The 20,885-nt window shown below is 40.6% G+C and carries 24 protein-coding genes and 1 riboswitch; of the genes, 11 read left to right on the forward strand and 13 right to left on the reverse strand.

The window, feature by feature from the left end; genetic code table 11:
• Window positions 1-224 precede the first annotated feature (224 nt).
• A complete protein-coding gene (locus tag J7J00_RS04900; protein ID WP_076372809.1) occupies window positions 225-521 on the forward strand; it encodes a DUF3892 domain-containing protein in 297 nt (98 codons plus the stop codon).
• Between the two features lie 75 nt (window positions 522-596).
• Here J7J00_RS04900 and J7J00_RS04905 read toward each other — a convergent pair whose 3' ends face one another.
• On the reverse strand, window positions 597-1,409 hold the full coding sequence (locus tag J7J00_RS04905) for a hypothetical protein (protein WP_214788084.1): 813 nt from the start codon (window positions 1,407-1,409) through the stop codon (window positions 597-599).
• A 131-nt stretch (window positions 1,410-1,540) separates the two neighbouring features.
• Window positions 1,541-2,062: a YbaK/EbsC family protein gene (locus tag J7J00_RS04910; protein ID WP_214788292.1), complete on the reverse strand. Its 522-nt coding sequence runs from the start codon at window positions 2,060-2,062 to the stop codon at window positions 1,541-1,543.
• 170 nt (window positions 2,063-2,232) lie between these two features.
• Window positions 2,233-2,277: riboswitch (PreQ1 riboswitch) on the forward strand.
• A 6-nt stretch (window positions 2,278-2,283) separates the two neighbouring features.
• Here J7J00_RS04910 and J7J00_RS04915 point away from each other — a divergent pair.
• The 3 genes from J7J00_RS04915 to J7J00_RS04925 all read left to right on the forward strand — a co-directional run bounded on the left by J7J00_RS04915 (window position 2,284) and on the right by J7J00_RS04925 (window position 5,294).
• Entirely contained in the window at window positions 2,284-2,769 is a 486-nt protein-coding gene (locus J7J00_RS04915) for a QueT transporter family protein (protein WP_214788087.1), read from the forward strand.
• A 121-nt stretch (window positions 2,770-2,890) separates the two neighbouring features.
• Window positions 2,891-3,547: a TVP38/TMEM64 family protein gene (locus J7J00_RS04920; RefSeq protein WP_214788090.1), complete on the forward strand. Its 657-nt coding sequence runs from the start codon at window positions 2,891-2,893 to the stop codon at window positions 3,545-3,547.
• 115 nt (window positions 3,548-3,662) lie between these two features.
• Window positions 3,663-5,294 (forward strand): PAS domain-containing sensor histidine kinase, encoded by a 1,632-nt coding sequence (locus J7J00_RS04925; RefSeq protein ID WP_214788093.1) that lies wholly within the window; start codon window positions 3,663-3,665, stop codon window positions 5,292-5,294.
• Between the two features lie 53 nt (window positions 5,295-5,347).
• Here the strand turns inward: J7J00_RS04925 and J7J00_RS04930 are convergent, their stop codons facing one another.
• On the reverse strand, window positions 5,348-5,851 hold the full coding sequence (locus J7J00_RS04930; RefSeq protein ID WP_214788096.1) for a cadherin-like beta sandwich domain-containing protein: 504 nt from the start codon (window positions 5,849-5,851) through the stop codon (window positions 5,348-5,350).
• Window positions 5,852-5,887: 36 nt separating this feature from the next.
• On the reverse strand, window positions 5,888-6,799 hold the full coding sequence (locus tag J7J00_RS04935; protein ID WP_214788100.1) for a cadherin-like beta sandwich domain-containing protein: 912 nt from the start codon (window positions 6,797-6,799) through the stop codon (window positions 5,888-5,890).
• Window positions 6,800-7,098: 299 nt separating this feature from the next.
• On the opposite strand from J7J00_RS04935, the gene J7J00_RS04940 reads away from it, so the two are divergent.
• Window positions 7,099-8,733 (forward strand): copper resistance CopC/CopD family protein, encoded by a 1,635-nt coding sequence (locus tag J7J00_RS04940; RefSeq protein WP_214788103.1) that lies wholly within the window; start codon window positions 7,099-7,101, stop codon window positions 8,731-8,733.
• A gap of 16 nt (window positions 8,734-8,749) precedes the next feature.
• Window positions 8,750-9,412, forward strand: coding sequence for a YcnI family copper-binding membrane protein (locus J7J00_RS04945; protein ID WP_214788106.1), 663 nt, complete (start codon window positions 8,750-8,752; stop codon window positions 9,410-9,412).
• A gap of 48 nt (window positions 9,413-9,460) precedes the next feature.
• Here J7J00_RS04945 and J7J00_RS04950 read toward each other — a convergent pair whose 3' ends face one another.
• The 5 genes from J7J00_RS04950 to J7J00_RS04970 all read right to left on the reverse strand — a co-directional run bounded on the left by J7J00_RS04950 (window position 9,461) and on the right by J7J00_RS04970 (window position 13,884).
• The gene (locus J7J00_RS04950; protein WP_214788109.1) at window positions 9,461-10,459 is read right to left on the reverse strand and encodes a S8 family peptidase; all 999 of its coding nucleotides are present in this window, start codon (window positions 10,457-10,459) and stop codon (window positions 9,461-9,463) included.
• A 318-nt stretch (window positions 10,460-10,777) separates the two neighbouring features.
• Complete coding sequence (locus J7J00_RS04955; RefSeq protein WP_214788126.1) at window positions 10,778-11,284, reverse strand: SEC-C metal-binding domain-containing protein; 507 nt, start codon at window positions 11,282-11,284, stop codon at window positions 10,778-10,780.
• A gap of 193 nt (window positions 11,285-11,477) precedes the next feature.
• Window positions 11,478-12,047, reverse strand: coding sequence for a nitroreductase family protein (locus J7J00_RS04960; protein WP_214788129.1), 570 nt, complete (start codon window positions 12,045-12,047; stop codon window positions 11,478-11,480).
• Between the two features lie 11 nt (window positions 12,048-12,058).
• Window positions 12,059-13,231: a toxic anion resistance protein gene (locus tag J7J00_RS04965; RefSeq protein WP_214788132.1), complete on the reverse strand. Its 1,173-nt coding sequence runs from the start codon at window positions 13,229-13,231 to the stop codon at window positions 12,059-12,061.
• Complete coding sequence (locus tag J7J00_RS04970; protein ID WP_214788135.1) at window positions 13,228-13,884, reverse strand: 5-bromo-4-chloroindolyl phosphate hydrolysis family protein; 657 nt, start codon at window positions 13,882-13,884, stop codon at window positions 13,228-13,230. The genes J7J00_RS04965 and J7J00_RS04970 overlap by 4 nt, the downstream gene beginning before the upstream one ends.
• 355 nt (window positions 13,885-14,239) lie before the next feature.
• On the opposite strand from J7J00_RS04970, the gene J7J00_RS04975 reads away from it, so the two are divergent.
• Window positions 14,240-14,572: a coiled-coil domain-containing protein gene (locus tag J7J00_RS04975; RefSeq protein WP_214788295.1), complete on the forward strand. Its 333-nt coding sequence runs from the start codon at window positions 14,240-14,242 to the stop codon at window positions 14,570-14,572.
• A gap of 296 nt (window positions 14,573-14,868) precedes the next feature.
• Here J7J00_RS04975 and J7J00_RS04980 read toward each other — a convergent pair whose 3' ends face one another.
• The 3 genes from J7J00_RS04980 to J7J00_RS04990 are packed head-to-tail and all read right to left on the reverse strand — an operon-like array spanning window position 14,869 to window position 16,810.
• Window positions 14,869-15,096, reverse strand: a complete 228-nt coding sequence (locus tag J7J00_RS04980) for a group-specific protein (RefSeq protein ID WP_214788137.1) — start codon at window positions 15,094-15,096, stop codon at window positions 14,869-14,871.
• 44 nt (window positions 15,097-15,140) lie between these two features.
• Window positions 15,141-16,418 (reverse strand): ammonium transporter, encoded by a 1,278-nt coding sequence (locus J7J00_RS04985; protein WP_214788140.1) that lies wholly within the window; start codon window positions 16,416-16,418, stop codon window positions 15,141-15,143.
• Window positions 16,415-16,810: a hypothetical protein gene (locus J7J00_RS04990; RefSeq protein WP_098370383.1), complete on the reverse strand. Its 396-nt coding sequence runs from the start codon at window positions 16,808-16,810 to the stop codon at window positions 16,415-16,417. Before J7J00_RS04990 ends, J7J00_RS04985 begins: the two co-directional genes overlap by 4 nt.
• Window positions 16,811-17,081: 271 nt before the next feature.
• On the opposite strand from J7J00_RS04990, the gene J7J00_RS04995 reads away from it, so the two are divergent.
• The 4 genes from J7J00_RS04995 to J7J00_RS05010 all read left to right on the forward strand — a co-directional run bounded on the left by J7J00_RS04995 (window position 17,082) and on the right by J7J00_RS05010 (window position 20,045).
• A complete protein-coding gene (locus J7J00_RS04995) occupies window positions 17,082-17,285 on the forward strand; it encodes a DUF1657 domain-containing protein (RefSeq protein ID WP_057278507.1) in 204 nt (67 codons plus the stop codon).
• A gap of 478 nt (window positions 17,286-17,763) precedes the next feature.
• Window positions 17,764-18,768, forward strand: a complete 1,005-nt coding sequence (gene spoVAD / locus J7J00_RS05000; RefSeq protein ID WP_214788143.1) for a stage V sporulation protein AD — start codon at window positions 17,764-17,766, stop codon at window positions 18,766-18,768.
• Window positions 18,769-18,947: 179 nt separating this feature from the next.
• Window positions 18,948-19,154, forward strand: coding sequence for a DUF1657 domain-containing protein (locus J7J00_RS05005; RefSeq protein ID WP_076372773.1), 207 nt, complete (start codon window positions 18,948-18,950; stop codon window positions 19,152-19,154).
• Window positions 19,155-19,184: 30 nt separating this feature from the next.
• Window positions 19,185-20,045, forward strand: coding sequence for a DUF421 domain-containing protein (locus J7J00_RS05010; RefSeq protein WP_214788148.1), 861 nt, complete (start codon window positions 19,185-19,187; stop codon window positions 20,043-20,045).
• Here J7J00_RS05010 and J7J00_RS05015 read toward each other — a convergent pair whose 3' ends face one another.
• Window positions 20,046-20,567 carry a YitT family protein gene (locus tag J7J00_RS05015; protein ID WP_396020484.1) on the reverse strand — a complete coding sequence of 174 codons (522 nt, stop codon included), beginning with the start codon at window positions 20,565-20,567 and terminating at the stop codon, window positions 20,046-20,048.
• Window positions 20,568-20,885: the final 318 nt, after the last annotated feature.

Here is a 20,885-nt window from a genome sequence, read left to right on the forward strand (position 1 = left end):
TCCCTTAATCCAGTGGATATTATTTCTTGCTACTACTTACACCTACTACTTACACAAGATGCAAGTGCCATGCCACTGCAAAAAGGCAAAGAAGACAGCATTCGCTTTAATAAAGTGCCGAAAAATCGGCCCATTTGGACGAATTAATGGCTCAAGTTGGACGAAATCCAGTTTGTATATTGCAGAAAAAATGGTTCACCCTATAAATAGGAGGTGTCTAAAACATGGACCAATTTGAAAAAGCCTATGAATCATATAAACAGCAGGGAACACCGCAAGCAAACCAAGCTGATTCAGCGGGAAAAGAAGAAATCATAGCTGTAAGGAAAAATGAAGAGGACAATATCATCGCCATCAAGACGAACTCCGGCCGCGAACTCGACTACCCCACAGCCCTTTCGGAAGCCAAAGCAGGCAACCTGGCCAATGTTGACGTCTTTCATAAATATGGACGTGACATATTGCGGAGTGAGCCCGATGGGATAAAAGAAAATAACCTGGATCAACTGCCGGAGTTTTAAGGGGGAGACTGCCTGATATGGGCAGTTTTTTCTATGTGGATGCGTTAAAAAGAACCAGCATGATTAGCCGGATCCTTATTTTTCATACTGATAAGATTCAGAGATTTCGAGCAGTCGGCCACAGGACTCGACAACCTCGATGATTTCCATCCATGACATGTCCAGACCCAATTCATTAGCATGGGAAATCTTATCCCGTAATTTCCTGATGGCATTCGCATCCTTCTTCCCTTTACTTTTCGAAGGGATTTGGAAGAAGCACCTCAAAACTTCATCTTTATGTATGATATCGAATTTATCACTGATTTGCAGGCACTCTATTATATTGATATCCTCGTTCTTATCGATTCTCCTTCTATATAATTCGATTGCCTTTTCTAAACGGTCTTCGCTGATCATTGGATACCAGCTGCCATCGCCGAATCTATCCTGGATGATATCGCTCATCCTCATTTCCAATAAAGTAATGTATCCGAATATCAGCATCCTGATCGGAGGCTTTTGAAGGTCGGCATGGGTAATCAACTTTTTAATTGAATTATTCTCTAATACGAACACCCTTGTTTTATTCTTGAAAATCTGGAGAAGCTGGATCAAAGGGGTTGAATCCGAAACCATTTCTCTTGGTGAAAAGTTTCTCAAATATTCAGAGATGCTTCCTTCACCGAGTTCTTCCCTTTCGATATACCCGATGATTTCCCCTTGATCTTGCACTGCCAATATATCAAAATTCTTCTTTTCCAATGCTTTATGGATATCCACTGCCAGATCGTTTTTATGGCAAAACTCAAGCTCCTGGGCAATGCTCTTAACCGTTATATTCTCTTCATAAAGTGTTTTAAGACTAAGATAGCTGTTATTGCTTTTTCTTTTGCTTTCATTTAACATCTTTCAACCTCCGCTCAGGAACACTTTCTGCCCGATTATCCGCTTAAATCATAGAAAATGTATGCGGTCGCCACTAAAATAAAGTCCACCATAGTGGACCCAATTCCATTGATGTGGATTTTTTGAAACCATCAAAGGCCATCAACTGCATTGCCTACCGCCGTTTCCTCATTTCCCTTCTCTTCCCAACCTTTGCATACATCCACCCAATCCTTAGCGCCTGAATATTCAAACAACTCAACGAGTTTAAGTTCTATTGCAGAGTTCGCACTGCCGCATGCCGGGAACAATGACTCAAAGCGTTTCATCGATACATCAAGAAAAACAGCTAGATCATTTGCCAGACCAAACGGGCAAACTCCTCCGATGGCATGGCCGGTCTGTGCAAGCACTTCTTCAGGTGAAAGCATTCGTGCCTTGAAACCGAACGTCTGACGAAATTTCTTATTATCCACTTTAGCGTCCCCTGCGGCAACAACCAAAATGGCATTTTCACCTTCCCCCTTAAAGGAAAGAGTCTTAGCAATCCGCGCTGGGATAACACCGATGGTTTCTGCTGCTTCAATCACCGTAGCACTCGATGTTTCGAACTCCATTACATCGCCTTCCCGATCCCATTGTTTAAAATGGCTTTTGACACTCTCGATCGACATACTATATTCACTCCTTTGAAGTACATATTGAAATAATATCATCCTTCATTGCAATAAATCAAAATCCAATTGAGCTACTTCCCCCGCTTGGAAACTTATAAATTAAAACCATTCTTTACAAATTGACGAAACAAGCTTACATGGGATACTATTAAACATCGGGCAAACGCCTAAACGTGGTTCGTAACCATCCCACGATAAAAAACTAGGGAGAGAGTAAAATGAATGTTCGTACACTCGTGATAAGCGGGTTATTGGCTGCCTTGTATGTGGCGGTCTCATTGGTGTTCCAACCAATATCATTTCAGATGTTCCAATTTCGTGTACCGGAAATATTGAATCATCTGATTGTATTCAATAAAAAGTATATCTATGGTATCGTCGGCGGAGTCTTCATATCGAATCTGCTCTTTTCGCCGATGGTGCCATATGACTTGATTTTCGGGGTGGGGCAATCTCTGCTCGCCTTATTGCTTGTCATTTTTGTTTCTCGGTTCATAAAAGGCACTAAAGGACGGATGATCGCCACGATTATCTTTTTCACGTTCACAATGTTTTTAATTGCAATTGAACTGAACCTTGCCCTGGGGTTCCCATTCTGGTTAAGCTGGATGACCACGGCTGTCGGTGAATTCGTTATCCTCTTGATTGGAGCGCCAATCATTTATGGAATGAACAAAAGAATTCAGTTTGAAAAGTGGCTTTAATGGAATCTTCGCGTCGTGAACCCACTATAATGAAAAGAGCTGTCTGCATGATGCGGCAGCTCTTTTTTTTCACCAATGAACTCGAAAATGATAAACTACTAGTAAGAATGGTGGTGGCCCTTTGAAAAAAGTCCTGACCATAATCGGTCTATTGGTAATTGCAATATTTATTTTTTCTAATGCAGAGTTATTCACTTTGGTTTGGAAAAGTGATTTGGATTCTGTCATTGGCATTTTGAAGGAAAACCTTTTGCTTACATTTATTGTGACATTCGTATTAATGTTTGTACAAAATTCTTTTACAATCATTCCCTTAATTTTGCTCCTGACTATCAATGTCACGATATTCGGATTCATATATGGATATCTATGGAGTTGGTTTACAAGCGTTGTTGCCTCAGGTTTCATTTTTTATGCAGCAAGAAACTGGTTTCAGGAGCTTCTCTTAAAGAAGATTGGCGAAAAGTGGCAAGAATCTGTTGTGGAACATGGCTTCATGTACGTTTTTACAGGCAGGATTTTCCCTCTGATCCCAACAAGCTTAATTAACTTGGTAGCTGGAGTCAGCACCGTCACTTTCAAGGATTTTTTATTAGCGACTTCACTTGGCAACCTTATATACTTTTTCTTCCTTTCGCTCATTCCATATGGACTGCTATCTGTTGAAATGAACCAATATACGCTAGCAGCACTCGCACTCTTCTTCTTACTATTTTTCATTATCTATAAGCGTGCAAAAAAGAAAAAGAAACTGACCTTCTTTAGAAAAAACAGGTGACCACATTGGTCCCTGTTTTTTTATTTAGGATTCTGCATATATTTTTTTCCGATAGTTTGTTAAAATGTGTATGTAATTTTACCTTAGAAAAGTCTTAAAATCAGGGAGAATCTCCATGTCCAAACGCTCCATCTTTGCAATATATATCCTATCCGGAATTCTTACACTAGTCGTGTTCGACTATTTTTTAACTACAAATATCCAAAACAAAGAGGTCTTCATTCAACTTCAAAGAGCGGAAGGATTTGTTTTCCTTTTATCAATAGGCTTGGTTTTATATCTTTATTTGGCTAAAAAGGAAGAATTCAAACAATTAAAAGAAGCGGAACAACGTCGGCGTACACTCATCAATTCAATGGTGGATTTCGTTAACTTCAAGGATGGTGATGGCCGATGGCTTGAATCCAATACCTTCGGGTTGCAATTATTCCAATTGGAGCATGTAGACTACAAGGGAAAAAGAGACAGTGAGCTCGCAGAATACTCCGAATTTTATAAAGAGTCGTTGATCTACTGTGAGGTTTCCGATGAAGAAACGTGGGTAAAAGGGGAAATCACAAGGTGTGAGGAAATCGTCCCTCTTCCCGATGGAAATCACAAGACCTTTGATACGATCAAAGTTCCCCTGTTCAATGAGGATGGTTCACGAAAAGGCTTAGTCGTCATCGGCAGGGATATTTCTGAAAGAGTAGTCGCGGAGAATCAATTATTCGATAGTGAACAACGCTATAAATCATTGTTTGAACACAACCCTTATCCGATGCTGATGCTTGATTTAAACGGAATGATCACGACCGTAAATCCAAGGTTTGAAACGGTAACAGGCTTTCAACAGGAAGAAATACATGGAGCCTCATTCATTAATTTGAACTTCTCAGCAGAAGACGCGGAATTGATCCGTACATCTTGCCAATATGTCATGGAAAACCAAAAGGGGATAAAAAAAGGGAAAGATATAGAATTCCTGACGAAGTATGGGAAGTCCATCTTACTTTCTTGTTCGTTTGTCCCGATGATGGTTGGAGAGGATTTAGTCGGAATCATTACTTATGCTAAAGAAGTCACTCAAATTCGGGAAACCGAAGCACGCTTAAGAAGAACTGAAAAATTATCGATAGTCGGCGAACTTGCCGCAAGTGTGGCCCACGAGGTACGAAACCCTCTGACTTCTTTAAAAGGTTTCGTCCAGCTGCTTAAAAAGAGCGACCATCCCTATGAACAATACTACACGATCATGTTAAGTGAATTGGACCGGATCAATCTTATTGTAAGCGAGTTACTCGTTCTGGCTAAACCACAGGAACTTCCATTCAGCAAACATCAAATCATCGACCTGATGAATGATGTCAAAACCTTGTTGAAACCAGAGGCGGACTCGTACCCCACCCAAATATCAATAACTGTTAAAAACGAAATACCGCTTCTATTATGTGAGGGAAACCAATTAAAACAAGTATTCATAAATATGCTCAAGAATTCAATGGAGGCATCAGCCGATCACATTTGGATTGATTTCGAACGCATCGACAATAACCTTTCCATTACCATCAAAGATAATGGAAGCGGAATTGAAAAAAACCGGATAAGGCATCTTGGCGAGCCTTTCTATTCTTCTAAAGAAAAAGGAACCGGATTAGGACTGACAGTCAGTTGCCGAATCATCGAGGCGCATCGGGGAAAGGTCCGCTTTAACAGCGAACTAAACCAAGGAACCGAGGTCCAAATCATTTTACCCATAAAAATATAAATCCGAGGACAAGCCTAAACCTTGTCCTTTTTTTACAGGATTCAGACCCATCCCTATTTAATCAGGGATGTGAAGAAATCCTTTATATTCCCAAAGAATGACCCGGTCTCAACAGGATGTTTGCGATTAATCTGGCCTCCAGTATTATTGGATGCATCGCTCCCCGACTTGCCGGCTGTACTCATTTGCGTTGCCTCAACTTCCACCTCTTTTGTTTTGACATCATCCACGGTTTCTTCCTCATCCATTTCCACATCCATATTCTTTTCGAAAACAAGGACGTATGTACGGCGCTCCCCATCCTTTGAAACGGTAACGGAAATGGCCGTTTTCGCTTTATCCTTGATCTTCACTTCTTTACTGATCTCACCGTCATATTCAATCGTTGCTCCGCTGGCATTTGTCGTTGCATTCATTTCGACTGAAGAAATATCATTATCGACCTCGATATGATAGGTATGCTCATTAGATTCAAAAGATTTGTTCCATACTCCTGATGATACAGTCAGATTGTTCAACACTGGTGCATTATTGCCCTCATCTCCTAAGGAATCCACTGACGTTACCTTCTCTATAGAATCCGTTTTCGCCTTTTATGTTGAAATGCTTTCAAGTTGCTGCGCTTTCGGTACTTGGCTGACACCACTGCTTGGGTTTAGATTATTGGTGGATTCCGTTGATGTTACAAATGATTTATTCCCCTTATCGGTGGAAGGTTGAGTTTTACTCGTTCCTGTTGATGGCTCCTGTTGAACTTCACCCTCTTTAGGTGCAGTATTCGATTCTTCTTTTTCCATGGCTGCCGCCCGTGTAATCGTAAGCGTATATGTTTTTTCATCTCCATTTTCTGCTGTAACGATAATCTTCACTGTTGTCTTACCGATTGGAAGGGTAATCTTTACACCTGCACCGGTTGCATCCTTTCCATTCACCTTTACAATTGCGGTGCTGTCACTCAATGTCGGAGTTACTGTAATGGACTGGACTTCATTTTCAACAGAAGCATTATAAGCTGTCACTTTAGAATCGAATGTTAATGAGCCTTTTGATAATCCAATCGATGTTAAAAGGTTATCATCACTTTCAATTTTTTCGACCTTGAGAGTATAGGCAACCGTTTCATTTTGTCCATCGCTGACGGTGATTTCAAATATATTCATGCCAGTTTGAAGCGGTAAGTCCTTCACCTTTCCCTCTGTCATTTTGACACCATTCACGTATATAGCTGCATTCTCGTTAGGACTTGCTGCAAGTAAGTTGATCTTTTCCACATCATTCCCCACTGCCGAACTATAGTCGTGTACATTTTCTGAAAATTTTTGATCCAGTGCTATACCCTCTATTTCTAGCCTTGAAAGACTATTTACCGTTTGTTCCTCTTTTTGAATGACGGAAGTGCCTTCCGCAGCCCCTGCCACGGGCATATAAGTGGATGTTCCCATCCCCACAAGGGAACCAACCAAGATCACCTTCACACTTTTTTCTTTTAATCCCTTCTTTAGCAAAGCCTTTCCCTCCTATAATTCCTGCAAACATGATAGGGTCAGGTTATCAAAAGAACCTTAATTATTTCTTAATGGGGTTTATACCAACAGGATGCCTATTAATGTTTTGCAAAGCGGAATTCCAAACCAATATTTATGGCTATAATGGAGGAAGGAAGGTAAATCTAAACATATTGTTATACTTTTCTAGCGAACCTTTCAAACTGCCTTTAGATAACTAATTTATTTTCACTGTTTTTTCACATTTTCCTTTTATAATGAGCTTACATGATCTGATGAAAGGGTGATGGCACACCAAGATGAAAAAATATTTATGGCTGGTAGTCAGCCTATTCAGTTTGCTTTTATACCCGGCAATGGCTTTTGGTCATGCTACGGTAATAAGCTCTAATCCTAGCCCGAATGAAGCGATGGATACTCTTCCTGAAAAGATCAGCATTCAATTCAGCGAGAATATTCAACCATCTTTCCACTCGCTTGAAGTATTCAGCCATGATGGGGACAAAATTCAAATTCAAGACAGTACAATCTCGGAACAAAGTGAAAAAATACTGGAAGCTAAGTGGAAGGGCACTATCGACGAAGGGATTTATTACATTAAATGGAGAGTGGTTTCAAGTGATGGACATCCCATTGAAGGAACAATTCCCTTTCAATTGGGAGATTCAGCGGGCCTTTCAGACCAAGAAAATCCCGAAGTGAATGCAAGTTTTCCGACTTCCATCAATGTTATCCTTCAAAGTCTTCAATACATATGCTTCGCTGCACTTACTGGAATCCTATTTTTCAGATTATCGTTAATGAAGGATTCTCGACTTTTTGAAGCAAGCAGAAGAACACGTCTATACCTTTGGCTTTCATATGCAGGTTTAGCATTTTCCATCATCTTAAATCTGCCTTTAAAAGTTACGATTGACGCTGGCGTGGGTTGGGCAGATGCATTTAAATTGAGTTATATAAAAGAAGTATTGAATGCTACAAACTTTGGAACGGTCTGGATCATAGAAGTTCTAATATTGCTGCTTCTATTTTTAGTGATTTATTTCATGCTCGAGAACTCCCTGAATAAATCATTGCCTTTCTTTTCTTTCATCATAATAGCCAGCTTAATGATTTGTAAGGCTTTAACTGGACATACAGCAGCTGTTCCTAATCAGGTTCTGGCCGTTTTGATGGATTTCCTTCATTTGTTGTCCATGGCTTTATGGCTCGGCGGCCTTATGGCCTTATTGGTTATTTTACCTGGGCTTGCTGATCGGCAGGCAGTCCAAGAAGATAAGAAAACATTTTACTGGTCAATCATTCAAAGGTTTTCCAGATGGGCATTTCTGTTTGTAATCATACTGATTGTTAGCGGGATATATAGCAGTTTACAGCATGTTCCAACTATCCATTCATTGTTCAACACAACATATGGACAATTGTTACTGGCTAAAATCAGTCTCATGTTAGTCATGATTGTTTTAGGAGGCTTTCATTTTCTCAAAGGGAAAAAGCAAACGAAAAAACTTGGTTATAGTGTGGGAATGGAGTTTGGTTTAGGGATCGTCATACTTCTCATTGCAGCTCTATTGACAAATGTCCAAACTGCCATGTCTTCTCCCGGGCCCATTGAAAAGACGTTACGGACTAAAGAAAATAATGAGGTTACATTAATGGTGACTCCCAATAAAGTCGGGGATAACGTGATTCAAGTAAATCTCTCCAATGAAGGCAAGCCCATTGCTGAAATAGAGCAGCTTACAATCACTATGCAGCCGTTAGATACGCCACGCGGTGAAATAAAACTGCAAATGAAGGAGAAAAACACAGGTACATTTACATCAAAGTCATTATTAACCATGCCAGGAAAGTGGAATATCCATGTTCACGGATTAACTGAAAGCCTGGATTCAATTAATGCTGATTTTATCATTTTCATAGGGAATTCATAACAGGAGGTTTATACTAATGAAAAATATTTCAAAACTACTTATTTTCACATTTGCTGCATTATTCATTTTTTCCGGTTCAGCATATGCTCACGTTACAGTCAAGCCTAGTTCATCTGCACCTGAGGCGTGGGAAACTTATACACTCAAAGTACCAGTAGAGAAAGAAACTGCCACTACAAAGGTGACTTTAAAAGTACCTGAAGGGGTAACTTTTGAAAGCTATCAGCCTGTACCGGGGTGGAAAGTAACAACAGAAGGTGACAAAGATGGGCATGTAAAAACGGTAACTTGGGCAGCAACCGATGAAGGAATAGCTTCTGGACAATTCCAGCAATTCTCTTTCATAGCACAAAATCCTAAAGAAGAAACGAAAGTTGCCTGGGATGCATTTCAATATTACGAAGATGGTGAAATTGTTGAATGGAGCGGTGATGAAGGCTCAGACCTACCGCATTCTGTAACGGAGATTACGGTTGCGCCCAAAGCTGATGCAGCACCAGCGGACCATGGTCACAAAGATAAGGCTGAAACTAATGATTCCACGGCAACTGACAATTCAAAGGATTCAGCAACGAAAGAAGGTGATGGCAATCAAACGCTGATCATCACTCTGGCTGTCATTTCACTAATTCTGTCCATTGTAGCGCTTTTTGCAGCTCTAAGGAAAAGTAAAAAATAATCATTATGGAAGGTGCCCCAAAAATTCTTGAGGCACCTTTTTTCTCTTCTAATATTCCATAACCACCGATTTACTCGGTAACTTAAGGTTTTCTGATTCTATGGTAATCTTAATCGATTTTTCAGCTCTTTGATCCGCTATCGTTAAGTTAAGCAATCCATTTCCCTGTGCTTTTTTGCTTATCCCCAGATCTTCCGTACTTTTCACCAGCTGTGCATATAATTCCGCTTCAGTTAAATTGCGGTCAAATTCCTTTTCAGCAATCACTTTCAAGAGGGCTGCTGCACCGCTTACATGAGGCGTAGCCATTGACGTTCCGCTCAACCTGGCATATTTATTTCCTGGATACGTAGAAAGAATATCGACACCTGGCGCCACCAAGTCAATTTCATCATTTGTATTCGAAAAATCCGCTAAATTTCTGCTTAAATCCACAGCTCCGACTTCCACTACCTCGGGATATGCTCCTGGATAATCCAATTCATCCGTTTCATGACGCCCATCACCACTATTTCCAGCTGCGCAAACAACAAGGATATCGTTCTGAAGGGCTTTTTGAATGAGTTTGTGTTCAGCCTCATCCGGAGGACCGCCAAGTGAAAGTGAAATAACCGAAACCTTTTCTTCATTAGGTCCCCGCCAATTGATTGCATACTCTAGCGCTCCATTAATCCAATCTATCTCCCCTTGCCCTTGACCATTTAGGGCCTTTAACGCTAATATGCTCGCTTTCGGAGCCACTCCCACTACACCGGCATTATTGACGGCAGCCACAATCGTACCGCTAACATGTGTCCCATGTCCGTTATCATCTTGATAATCCCCGGTATTGGTAAAATCCTTCCCACCAATGATTCTTTCTTTGAGGTCTGGATGTCCCTTGTCAATGCCTGTATCGATGACGGCAACTACCACGCCCTCACCATAATTGCTTTTCTCCCAAATTGCCGGGGCTTTCACAAGCTCGACACCCTCAGGAATCTTCTCTTTCACCGTTTCCATTACTTCGAGAACTTTGTAAGGTATTAATCTTTTTTCTCTTGTCATTTGATTACCCCTTCCTTCGTTCAATAAGTTAAACTGCCATCAGTGTGGGGATATTCATCCCGTCTGGTTGCCGTCTACCGTTGAAAGAGATGAGATCAAAAAACTCTTCTCTCTTATATATACCAGATTTATGAAAATAAAAAAGAAGTTTTTGGAAAATTCCGTCTAAATAACTACTTTTTATTTCTTTTTGTGTTATTATCTGGTACTCCTATTATAGAACAAACGTTCGTTAAATGCCATATTTTTTTATTCACTACTCAATTTCCCCCCCCAAAAAAAGAAGCGACCCCGAATCGAGTCAGCTTCCATGAGATGTTAAGCTGCGCCGCAGCATTTTTTATATTTTTTCCCGCTTCCGCATGGACATGTTTCGTTTCTGCCAATGACCGGTTCTGTATGAACATGCGGCATTTTAGCTGCCTTTGCACTTTCCATGATGATTTGCGTGCCTTTTTCCTTCATTTGCTGATACCGCTGTTTAAATAACTCTATTACATCTTTGCTGTATTTTAACGTATCTTCCGCAATATCCATCGCCTTTTGCTTGGAAATATTATAATCCTCCAGGACAAATTGATTATCCCCGAAAGAAACCCTCACTCCAAAATGCTGTCCTGCCTGTTTATTGCCTTTAAGCTCCTCAACGAATTCAAGGTATACTTCCTGGCAATCACAAGTCTGGTGCATGCAATAATAATCATATATCCAATACGTTTTATCTTCATACTTACTCTTTAAAGCAATTCCATCCTCCACGCCAAAAACATCCAAATATTTTATCGCTTTTCCATCAAGTATCTCAAATGGTTCAATCGTTCTCATCTATAGACACATCCTAATTCATCAAAATTTATTCTTCCTATGTATTGTACAATCTAATTCATCAATCGTCACTTGAAACGAAGCCTGACAAATCCAAATCCCTTTCATTAAAATCAGATTTAAGGAAGCCTTATTGAAGGCAAAAAAAAGCCGCATCAGCGTGTTTACACTGATGCAGCTTCCCCTCAACCCTTCATCCGATCCAAGTGGTCAATTCATCAATCGGTGTTTTCTTAGCAGGTTTTGGCTCCATATCAGGATAACCCAAGTATATGAAAGCCAATACTTCTCCTTTTGAGGATAAATTGAAAAATTCACGGACCTTTTCATGATAAGTTATTTTTCCCGTTCTCCATACTGCTCCCAGACCTAGGGAATGTGCTGCAAGAAGCATGTTTTGAATAGCACTGTTCACCGCCGCATATTCTTCTGTCACGAGGACATTATTCTTATCACTAGGCTCTATGCCCACTGCGATGATGACTGGAGCCCTTAAAGGATTCTTTTTTTGCCTTTCGAGCTTGCTGATTAAACTTTCAGGGGTATCATCAGCATTTTCAATTCTTGTGATTTCTTCGAACACCTCTCCAAGTTTATTTCTTCCTTCTCCTGTCAATACAAAAAAGCGCCAAGGCTCCGTTCGATGGTGATTAGGTGCATACGTTCCAGCTTCAATGATTTGCTCGATCATTTCCTTAGGTACCGGATCTTGCTTAACGATTCCAATGCTTCTTCTTGTTTTTATAGCCTCGATAGTTTCCATGTTATCTCCCCTTATCCCTTTATCTCTAATAGTTTCTGTTTCAGTTCATTTTCCATTGAAGCCAATTCCTGTTCGGCTTGTCGGCGTTTATGCCTTCCTTCTTCTTGGATCCTCATGGTTTCCTCAAGCGTGGAAATCAAGTTAGCTTGGGTATTCTTTAATGTTTCGATATCGACAAGTCCGCGCTCATTTTCTTTTGCCGTTTCAATGGTATTCGTTTTCAACATCTCAGAGTTCTTCAATAACAAGTCATTTGTAGTCTTGGAAACTTGCTTTTGTGCTTCTACAGCATGCCTTTGCCTGATTAAGGTCAATGCAATCGCAACCTGATTTTTCCAAAGGGGGATGGCTGTCATGATTGAAGATTGTATTTTCTCGACTAGCGCCTGATTCGTGTTTTGGATCAGCCTGATTTGCGGAGCGCTTTGAATCGTGATTTCGCGACTCAATTTCAAATCATGAAGCCTTTTATCCAACCTTTCAGCAAATTGCAGCATATCATTGACTTCTTGAAACTTCATTTGATCATTGCTTGATTCAGCGGACTTCCTTAGCTCCGGAATCGTTTTCCCATGGATTTCTTCGAGTTTAATTTCCCCGGCTGCAATATAGACATTCAATGCCTGGAAGTAATCCTTATTCGTTTCATATAGCTTTTCAAGGATTACGATATCCGATAGGAGGATATTCTTGCTCCGGTCGAGTTTCACACTGATTCGATCAATTTGGGCACCAGTTTTTTGATATTTGGATAGCACTTCCTGTACAGATCCCGATAGCTTCCCGAACATACGCGCAAAGAAAGAGGGCTTATCCGGTTTTAGCTCATCCGGGCTCAGCTCGTTTAACTTTTTCATTAAATCACTGATAATGTTGCCCACTTCACCCACATCTTTTTTCTGGACATGCTCAAGCATGGAATTAGAAAAGGTCAGGAGCTTTGATTGGGCAGGTGTACCATATGATATCATCGCTTGATGATTCGTTGGGTCGATTTGTTCGGCAAGCTGATATGCCTTTGCCCTGTTCTCTTCAGGAATGACATCAATCAGTTTAACCGGTTTCGCTTCCTGGGAAGATACTTTCTCCAGCTCCTGCACACCATCAAATGGATTGGCTAAAAGATCATCGATCAAACTGGCATTATTCGTTTTATTCAACAGGTTTGGATCATTGTTATTCATTTTAACCTCCTGCTTTCATCTATTACTTGTGACTCTTTTCTAGTTTTAATGGATTGCTTAGCAACATCCAATTCAAAGTTAAGGTTATCGATATCATCGGCAATCACTTTATATAAATCCTTTTCTATCGTATTAGTGAGTTCCTTTAAAGTTTTGCGAGTCTCTGTTAAGGAAAGTTCGAGTTCCCTATTCTTTTTTGGCTGCTGTGCTAAAAAAACATACTTCTCCGCAAGCTCCATGGCGGAATCCAGATGGGAGTAATAAAATTGTTCCGCTTGGTAAAACCGCTTCGGTTCTTTTTTTGTCAGACTATATATTTTCCTGATCATTTTAATCATATCCTTCCTCTGTTTAAAAGAAGAGATATGCCTGACAGAGATTAGTGCTTTTTGAACGCGCCATATCTTCGATTTTGCTTCAATTAAATTTTTCTTTATATATTGATATTCTTTTCTCGTCAATTCATGTTTTTTGAGGTATCTTGATGAAAAATATACGGAACTTAGACAGTATGCAAGCACCCCTCCTGCTAAAGATATGACAACGGATAGGGCAAACGGTTGATTCAATGCAAAATAGCTAATCATCCAAACCGGCAAAACCATTGGAAATGCAATCAATATCGGAACAAAATCAGCAAGAAATCGATTCATAATCATTACACTCCTGACTTACACTCTTTTCTATATATACGGATTATCCCACGGATTGGTTTCAAGATGGATTAAAAGAATTTCTCCTATCCTAAACGATATAGGAACCGGATGGTTTCTGCAAATTTATTGAAATTTTTTCTGTAAATTAACTCTTCTCTCCACCCGCATGGGCTAACGCCTAGTCACTTTACCGGAACTTACATAAGTTATAACGTATCCATCCTGATTAAAAAAAGGAGAGTTGATCATGAATTCATACGGATTTTATCCTTTTCCACAACAAAATGGAAATCACCAGTACTTTCAGTCTAATTATAACCCATATTTCCAACAGCCTGAACGATTTGATTACATGCCGCAGCAAGATTGGAACCTTCAGCAGGTACAAGAAAATCCATATGGCCAGGTGCCCGACCAATTCGATGTTGAAAGGCAGCCTCAACAACTTGAAAGAAGAGTCCGGGAACTTGAGCGTCAAAACGAGCGTCAATCGAGGGAGCTCACTCGGCTGAACCAAGAAATTACAAGGATTAATCGAGAAGTGAACCGTGTAAACCAGGAAATAACCAGACTGAGTCAAAATGATCAACGTCATACGAATAGGCTGAATCGGCTAAATCAAAGACTTCGTGCCGTTGAACGAAATCTTAACATCCCCTTCACCGCAACAGATGATGGTTTTTAAAGAAAAAGCAGGAGCTCCTTATGGCTCCCGCTTTTTTATTTTCTCCATGTTATTGAAGGCTCTGTTAGTCAGTACATGAGATTTAATCAAACGATTGATTAAATCCTTAAAGCCCCACTAAACCCTTGTCCGCGTTACTTAAAATGATTAATAATTAAGTAGTTACAATTACTGATGCGCTGAATAAAAAGAAAATAGGGTCAGCCACATTCCCGCGGAATCCCTTAAATCATTTAACAGAAGATTCCATAATAAAAAAAACAACGGGAGTCATACTTGCACTCCCGTTTTATCATTTACAACATTATCCGTTTCAACTTTTCGTTTCTAGATTCCTGTTCCTCCCGGGTGGACAAGTCATACTTCTTCAATAGATGAAAAAGTTCATTCAATGTTTCTTGCGAATTCCCTTTTTCAAGATATCGATCTAATGTTTGACTCAATTCGGTTGGTAAAAATGCCTTTTGACTCTCAAATTTCAGCCTGACATCTTGTTGCGAATGATCAAGATTGCATGCACCCATTTAAAATTCACCTCTTACTTGATTCTACCATTGTTTTATGGACATTACCTTGTCAATTCTTCATCTTGCTTATAGTAGTCCTCTACCTTAATGAACTCCGGCGAGGTATGTGTGGCCATGATGCCATGATAACTGATATCCAACCCAAGTTCTTCTTCTTCTTCAGTGGATCTTATGGGCAGCCAAACATTTATGACTTTAAAAACGAGCCATGTCACTGAAAAGCCCCAGACGCATAACACCAATAATCCTAACGTTTGAACTCCGAGCAAATGCCATCCCCCACCTGCAAACAATCCGTTTTCAGTGGAAAAAAGCCCTACCGCTATCGTACCCCACATTCCTGATGCCGCATGAACGGGAAAGGCACCAACCGGATCATCGATTTTTCGTGCTTCCAACCAATTTGTCGCAGCTAACATCAACATTCCAGAAACTGCTCCAATCAGTAACGCTGCCAGATCACTAACGAATGCACATCCAGCTGTAATACCGACAAGACCTGCAAGTGAGCCATTGATGACGGAAGGTGCATCCGAGCGTCCATATCTAAATAGTGTATAGAGCAAGGTCACCGCTCCCCCTGATGCTGCTGAGAGCATCGTGACAATGGCAATATGGCCAATGCGTACATCTGTAGCCTGCAAGGTACTTCCTGCATTAAACCCAAACCAGCCAAACCATAAAAGGAATGCCCCGACAGATGCCAGTGGAAGATTACTCGGCAGCGAAATGGAGCTAGTCCCCCGAGAAGTGAATTTACCTGCTCTCGGACCGATTACAATGGCAGCTGCAAGTGCAGAAAAACCGCCTAGTGCATGTATGACCGCAGACCCTGCGAAGTCCTGCATGCCCAACCCGTTTAACCAGCCACCACCCCATACCCAGTGACCGGCAATCGGATAGATGAATGCCGTCATCATTACGACAAAAATAAGATACGCCCGAAAATTAATCCTTTCCGCAACCGCTCCCGAAACTATCGAAATAACGGCGATGACGAATGCCCCTTGAAATAACCAAAATGCATCCATGGAAATCGTAAGGTCGATGTGCGACAAATCACCTTTCAGCATAAAGCCACTTGCCCCAATGGTTCCAAATACATCGGTTCCATACATTAAGCCAAAACCAACGACGAAATAGCAAAGCGTTCCGATCGTAATATCAGCAAAAACCTTCATGATGATATTCACATTATTCTTCGTACGGACGAACCCCGCCTCCAATAAAGCAAACCCGCCCTCCATTAATAGAATCATGGCTGCTGTCAGAACCACCCAAACCGTATCCAATCCAGCGTTTAACGTTTCTAGAGTCATCTTGGCGTTCCCTCCGCTTTCTGCCAGTCCATTATTTCTTTAATGATGTCTGATGGTAAATTCATTTCCCGTTTTTCCGTTTCAGCTTCGAGTAAACCGATCACCTGATTTAAAAAAGCAACCTTCTGTTTTATCATCTCAATTTTTTTATATCTATCTTTAACATTCACCAAATGCTCAACGGCCTGGTGATGACTTGGGGCACGCCCTGTAAAAAAACGTTTAAATGGGGATAGGGATTGATACCAAGCTTCCTCAGCTCTTCGTTTTTGCTCATATTTATGTATTTTACCTTTGATCGATTCAATTTCCGACTCCTGTTTGCTTTTATAAAATAGCAAGCCTTTTAACACTTCTTCAGTTGAAATTTCAAAAACAACTCTACTATACAAATCGTCCCGAATATAAATGTCATATCACCTCACGTAATCACGTTATGTTTCCTGTAATTATATTAAGGATTCTGAATTCAGTCAATAATTAAACAATAAAAACAATTTTCGTAACAAATTAGGTGGAGAATGATATTAACTACACTTCTGCCTGTTCCCTTTCCATTAATCAAACGTTTGATTAATTCAATCCCTAGAGAAATTTGGAAGGTATAGATAATCATTTTTTCCTTACTCTAATAGGGCAGTTACAAACTAGGGAGGTTCATACATGACAGTAATAAACGATGTAAAAACAACTATAGCAGGGTTAAAAAGTGCTCAAGCGAGCTTTGAAACCTTCGCCCTTTCCACAGATAATGAGCAAGCCAAACAACTATACCAACAAGCTGCCCAACAAACACAAACGATTGTGGACAGCATCACGCCTCGTATTGAAGAGATCCAAAACGAGGAACCTCAATATAAACAATAATCATTCATATAAAAAAGGTTGGTTAAAGCAACCAGCCTTTTTTATATCTTTATTCCATAAGGAGAATGAAGATTTTCATTCTTTTTCTTTAATAAAGGACGGGGCTTGAATATACCCATAGGGTTACATACAAGCAATCCAATTGACCGAACTTGCGGGCAATCAAGCTTAATCTAAAGAAACAGGACGAAGTCGCTGAAGCTATTAATTCATACGCTTAAAAGTCTTCTTAACCCAGTCGTTCTAGAATTTGATTGACACTTTAGAGAGGCCTTTAATAAAAGGATTTCAAAAGGATTAAAGCCATAAGCTGACTCCTATCCATTAGGAACATCACGGTTTCTTAAAAGGCCAGTACCGGCGGGATTATGTTTCGGTGATGCCGCTATATCCGCAGCCATAGAAAATCGTGAGGGAGCTATGTTTTTCCAAGGTTTTATCTAAGCACTGACAATACTCTACAATGGGGTGGTTTATAATGCTTACGGGGCATCGCACATGGGTGTTTGATCAAAAGCCTGTCATCGTCTCCACAGGAACCGTTGGCGGTCCATTTGAAGCAGAAGGTTTGCTTGCGGATGATTTCGATCTTCTCCATTCCGATTTATGGATAAATCAAGATACCTATGAAAAGGCACATAAAGTCTTATTGGAAGAAGCGAGTACAAAAGCAATCGAAAAGGCGGGTCTTCAGAAGGAACAGATTCAATTTTTCCTTGGAGGCGACCTTATCAATCAAATAACTCCTACGAGTTTTGCCTGTCGTACACTGGGAACACCTTATCTCGGCTTATTTGGTGCTTGCTCCACCTCCATGGAGGGACTGGCTCTTGGTGCATACCTTGTCAATACCAAAGGGGCAGAGTACTTATTGACAGGAGCATCAAGTCATAACGCCGCAGTAGAAAAGCAATTTCGCTACCCAACTGAATACGGAGGGCAAAAACCTCCAACAGCCCAATGGACCGTTACGGGGGCAGGAGTGGCCTTATTAAGTAGTGCCGGGGAAGGCCCAAGGGTCACTTCAGCTACGATTGGCCGTGTCATCGACATGGGATTGACTGACCCTTTCAATATGGGCGGTGCCATGGCCCCAGCTGCTGTAGATACGATTGAAGCCCATTTAAGAGAACGGAACCTCGACCCATCCTATTATGATTTAATAGTAACCGGGGATTTAGGAAAGATTGGACATGAAGTTTCACTGGCACTATTGGAAAAACATGGTACACCAATTAAAGAAGAGCAATATAAAGATTGTGGTTTAATGATATACAGGGATGGTCAACCGGTCTTGTCCGGGGCAAGCGGCCCTGGATGTTCCGCAACCGTTGTTTATGGTCATTTATTGAATCGCATGAAAAAGGGAGAAATAAAACGATTGCTAGTCGTGGCTACCGGTGCCTTATTATCTCCCCTATCCTTTCAACAAAGTGAGACGATCCCATGCATTGCCCATGCCGTTTCGATTGAATATGAATGAAATCGGGTCATATAAGGGTTGAAGTGCCTGCTCATTCGGATGAACATTCGCGGCTGCGGAAAAGCATGGATTGATCGGTTGTTGTCACTGGCAAGATTGAAGTAACCAGTGCCGGGAAAAACAGCCTCGAAGTGTTTCAAGCCATTATATTTAGATCCAAAGGATAAGGAGGATGCTGTATGACGATAGCTTCTAATGTAAAACAATGTGTCTCTAGCCTTAAAGGAGTTGAAGCAGGTTTATCCAGCTTAGCACTCCGGACTCAAGATGATGAATCTAAACGCATCTTGCATGAAACGATGCTGGTGGTGAATGAAGTTATGAAGGATGTACAGAAGCGTGTGGGAGAGTTAGAACGGGAAGAGCCACAATATAAAGGTTTTTAAATACACTGATCAAGCAGGAGGTGTTTGGTAATGCCGGGTTGGATGGAAATTGTTTTGCGTTCATTTTTCTTTTTAATTGTTCTCTTTGTGATCACAAAAGTGCTAGGAAAAAAACAATTGTCCCAGCTCTCCTTTTTTGAATATGTAACGGGTATAACCATTGGTAATGTTGGTGCAGAATTAGCTACGAAAGTGGAGGGCAATATTATACATGGTGTACTGTCCATTCTTGTTTTTGCCATAGCACCCTTCATTGCAGGATCAATATCCCTAAAAAGTAAAACTTTCCGTGATCTTGTGGAAGGAAAAGCATCGGTTTTCATCAAAGATGGGAAAGTCATGGAAGATAATTTAAAAAAAGAGAAATATACCATCGATGAATTATTGGTATTGCTCCGGAAAAAGGATGTCTTCGATATTTCTGAAGTTGAGTTTGCCTTATTGGAAGCCAACGGGGATTTTTCCGTAATGTTAAAGAAGCAAAATCAACCTATAACATCTAAGGACCTTAACCTGTCAGTGGCTGCAGTAAAGGAGCCACAAACCATCATTATGGACGGTAACATACTTGATGAACCGCTTTCCACGATTGGACTGAACCGAAATTGGCTTCATACTGAACTGGATAAGTTGGGTGTAATCCTTGATAATGTGTTTCTTGGTCAAGCTAATTCCAACGGTGAATTAACCGTGGACCTTTTTGATGATAAACTTAAAGTTCCTTCTCCTCAAGAAAAACCTCTTATGCTCGCGACCTTGAAAAAATGCCAAGCGGACTTAGAGTTGTTTGCACTTGGAACTGAATCAAAGGAAGCTAAAGAGATGTTTAGCAAAAATAGCGAAAAGCTGCAAAGGGCAATAGATGAAGTGACCCATATCTTAAGGAACTAATCATATTTTCACTTTCATAAGCGAAGTGATCAGTCCAATGATGACGATCGTCACACATGAAAAAAGAAAAATTTCGATACCTAAGGTGAATGCTGCAGCTGAAATGATTAGTGTATCTATGACGATAATCGCCAATGCAATATCCATGGAAGTAGACTTCGAGATAATTTTGGCTAACATATCCGTTCCCCCGCTGCTTGTCTCATATCGGAGCATGAGACCTATGCCCATCCCTATGATGGCACCGCCAATCAAAGAGCTTGTTAGTATCGACATGGAAAAGACCTTTTTCAATGGATTAAACCAATCCATAAAAAGGGATGTCAGAAGCAATCCGTGAACACTGCTATAGAAAAAAGACCGTTCATAGTACCAGGCATATAAAAATATAGGAATACTGAGGATCAACATGGATAGCCCTGTTTGAAAACCAAAGAAATAATGAAGGATGAGTGCAATCCCAATAACGCCGCCATCTATTAAATGGTGAGGAACTAAAAAACCATTGATTCCAATACCCACCAATAAGCTACCAACAATTACAGCAACCGCTTTTTGAAAATTAATAAAATCACCTGCCTCACATTTTATATATCCTTACTATATGTCCAAGTCAGAGCGTCAAGAATATCCATTCAAAAAAAAAATCCCCCTCCTTTCACTTCAATTTAATCACGTGAAAAAGGGCCCGGTCATTGACCGGAACCCACAGCCTGTAGGGGGTTCCGAACACATATCTTTCATCACATGATGTTCCCGAACCACCTGCCCCAAAGCAACACCTTCAACTCCTCAGGCATGGTTTCTATCTAAATTTAAATAACAAAGTGATTGGAGCGG

It is taken from the genome of Bacillus sp. ISL-4 (assembly GCF_018613275.1).
GTDB lineage: Bacteria > Bacillota > Bacilli > Bacillales > DSM-1321 > Peribacillus > Peribacillus simplex_E.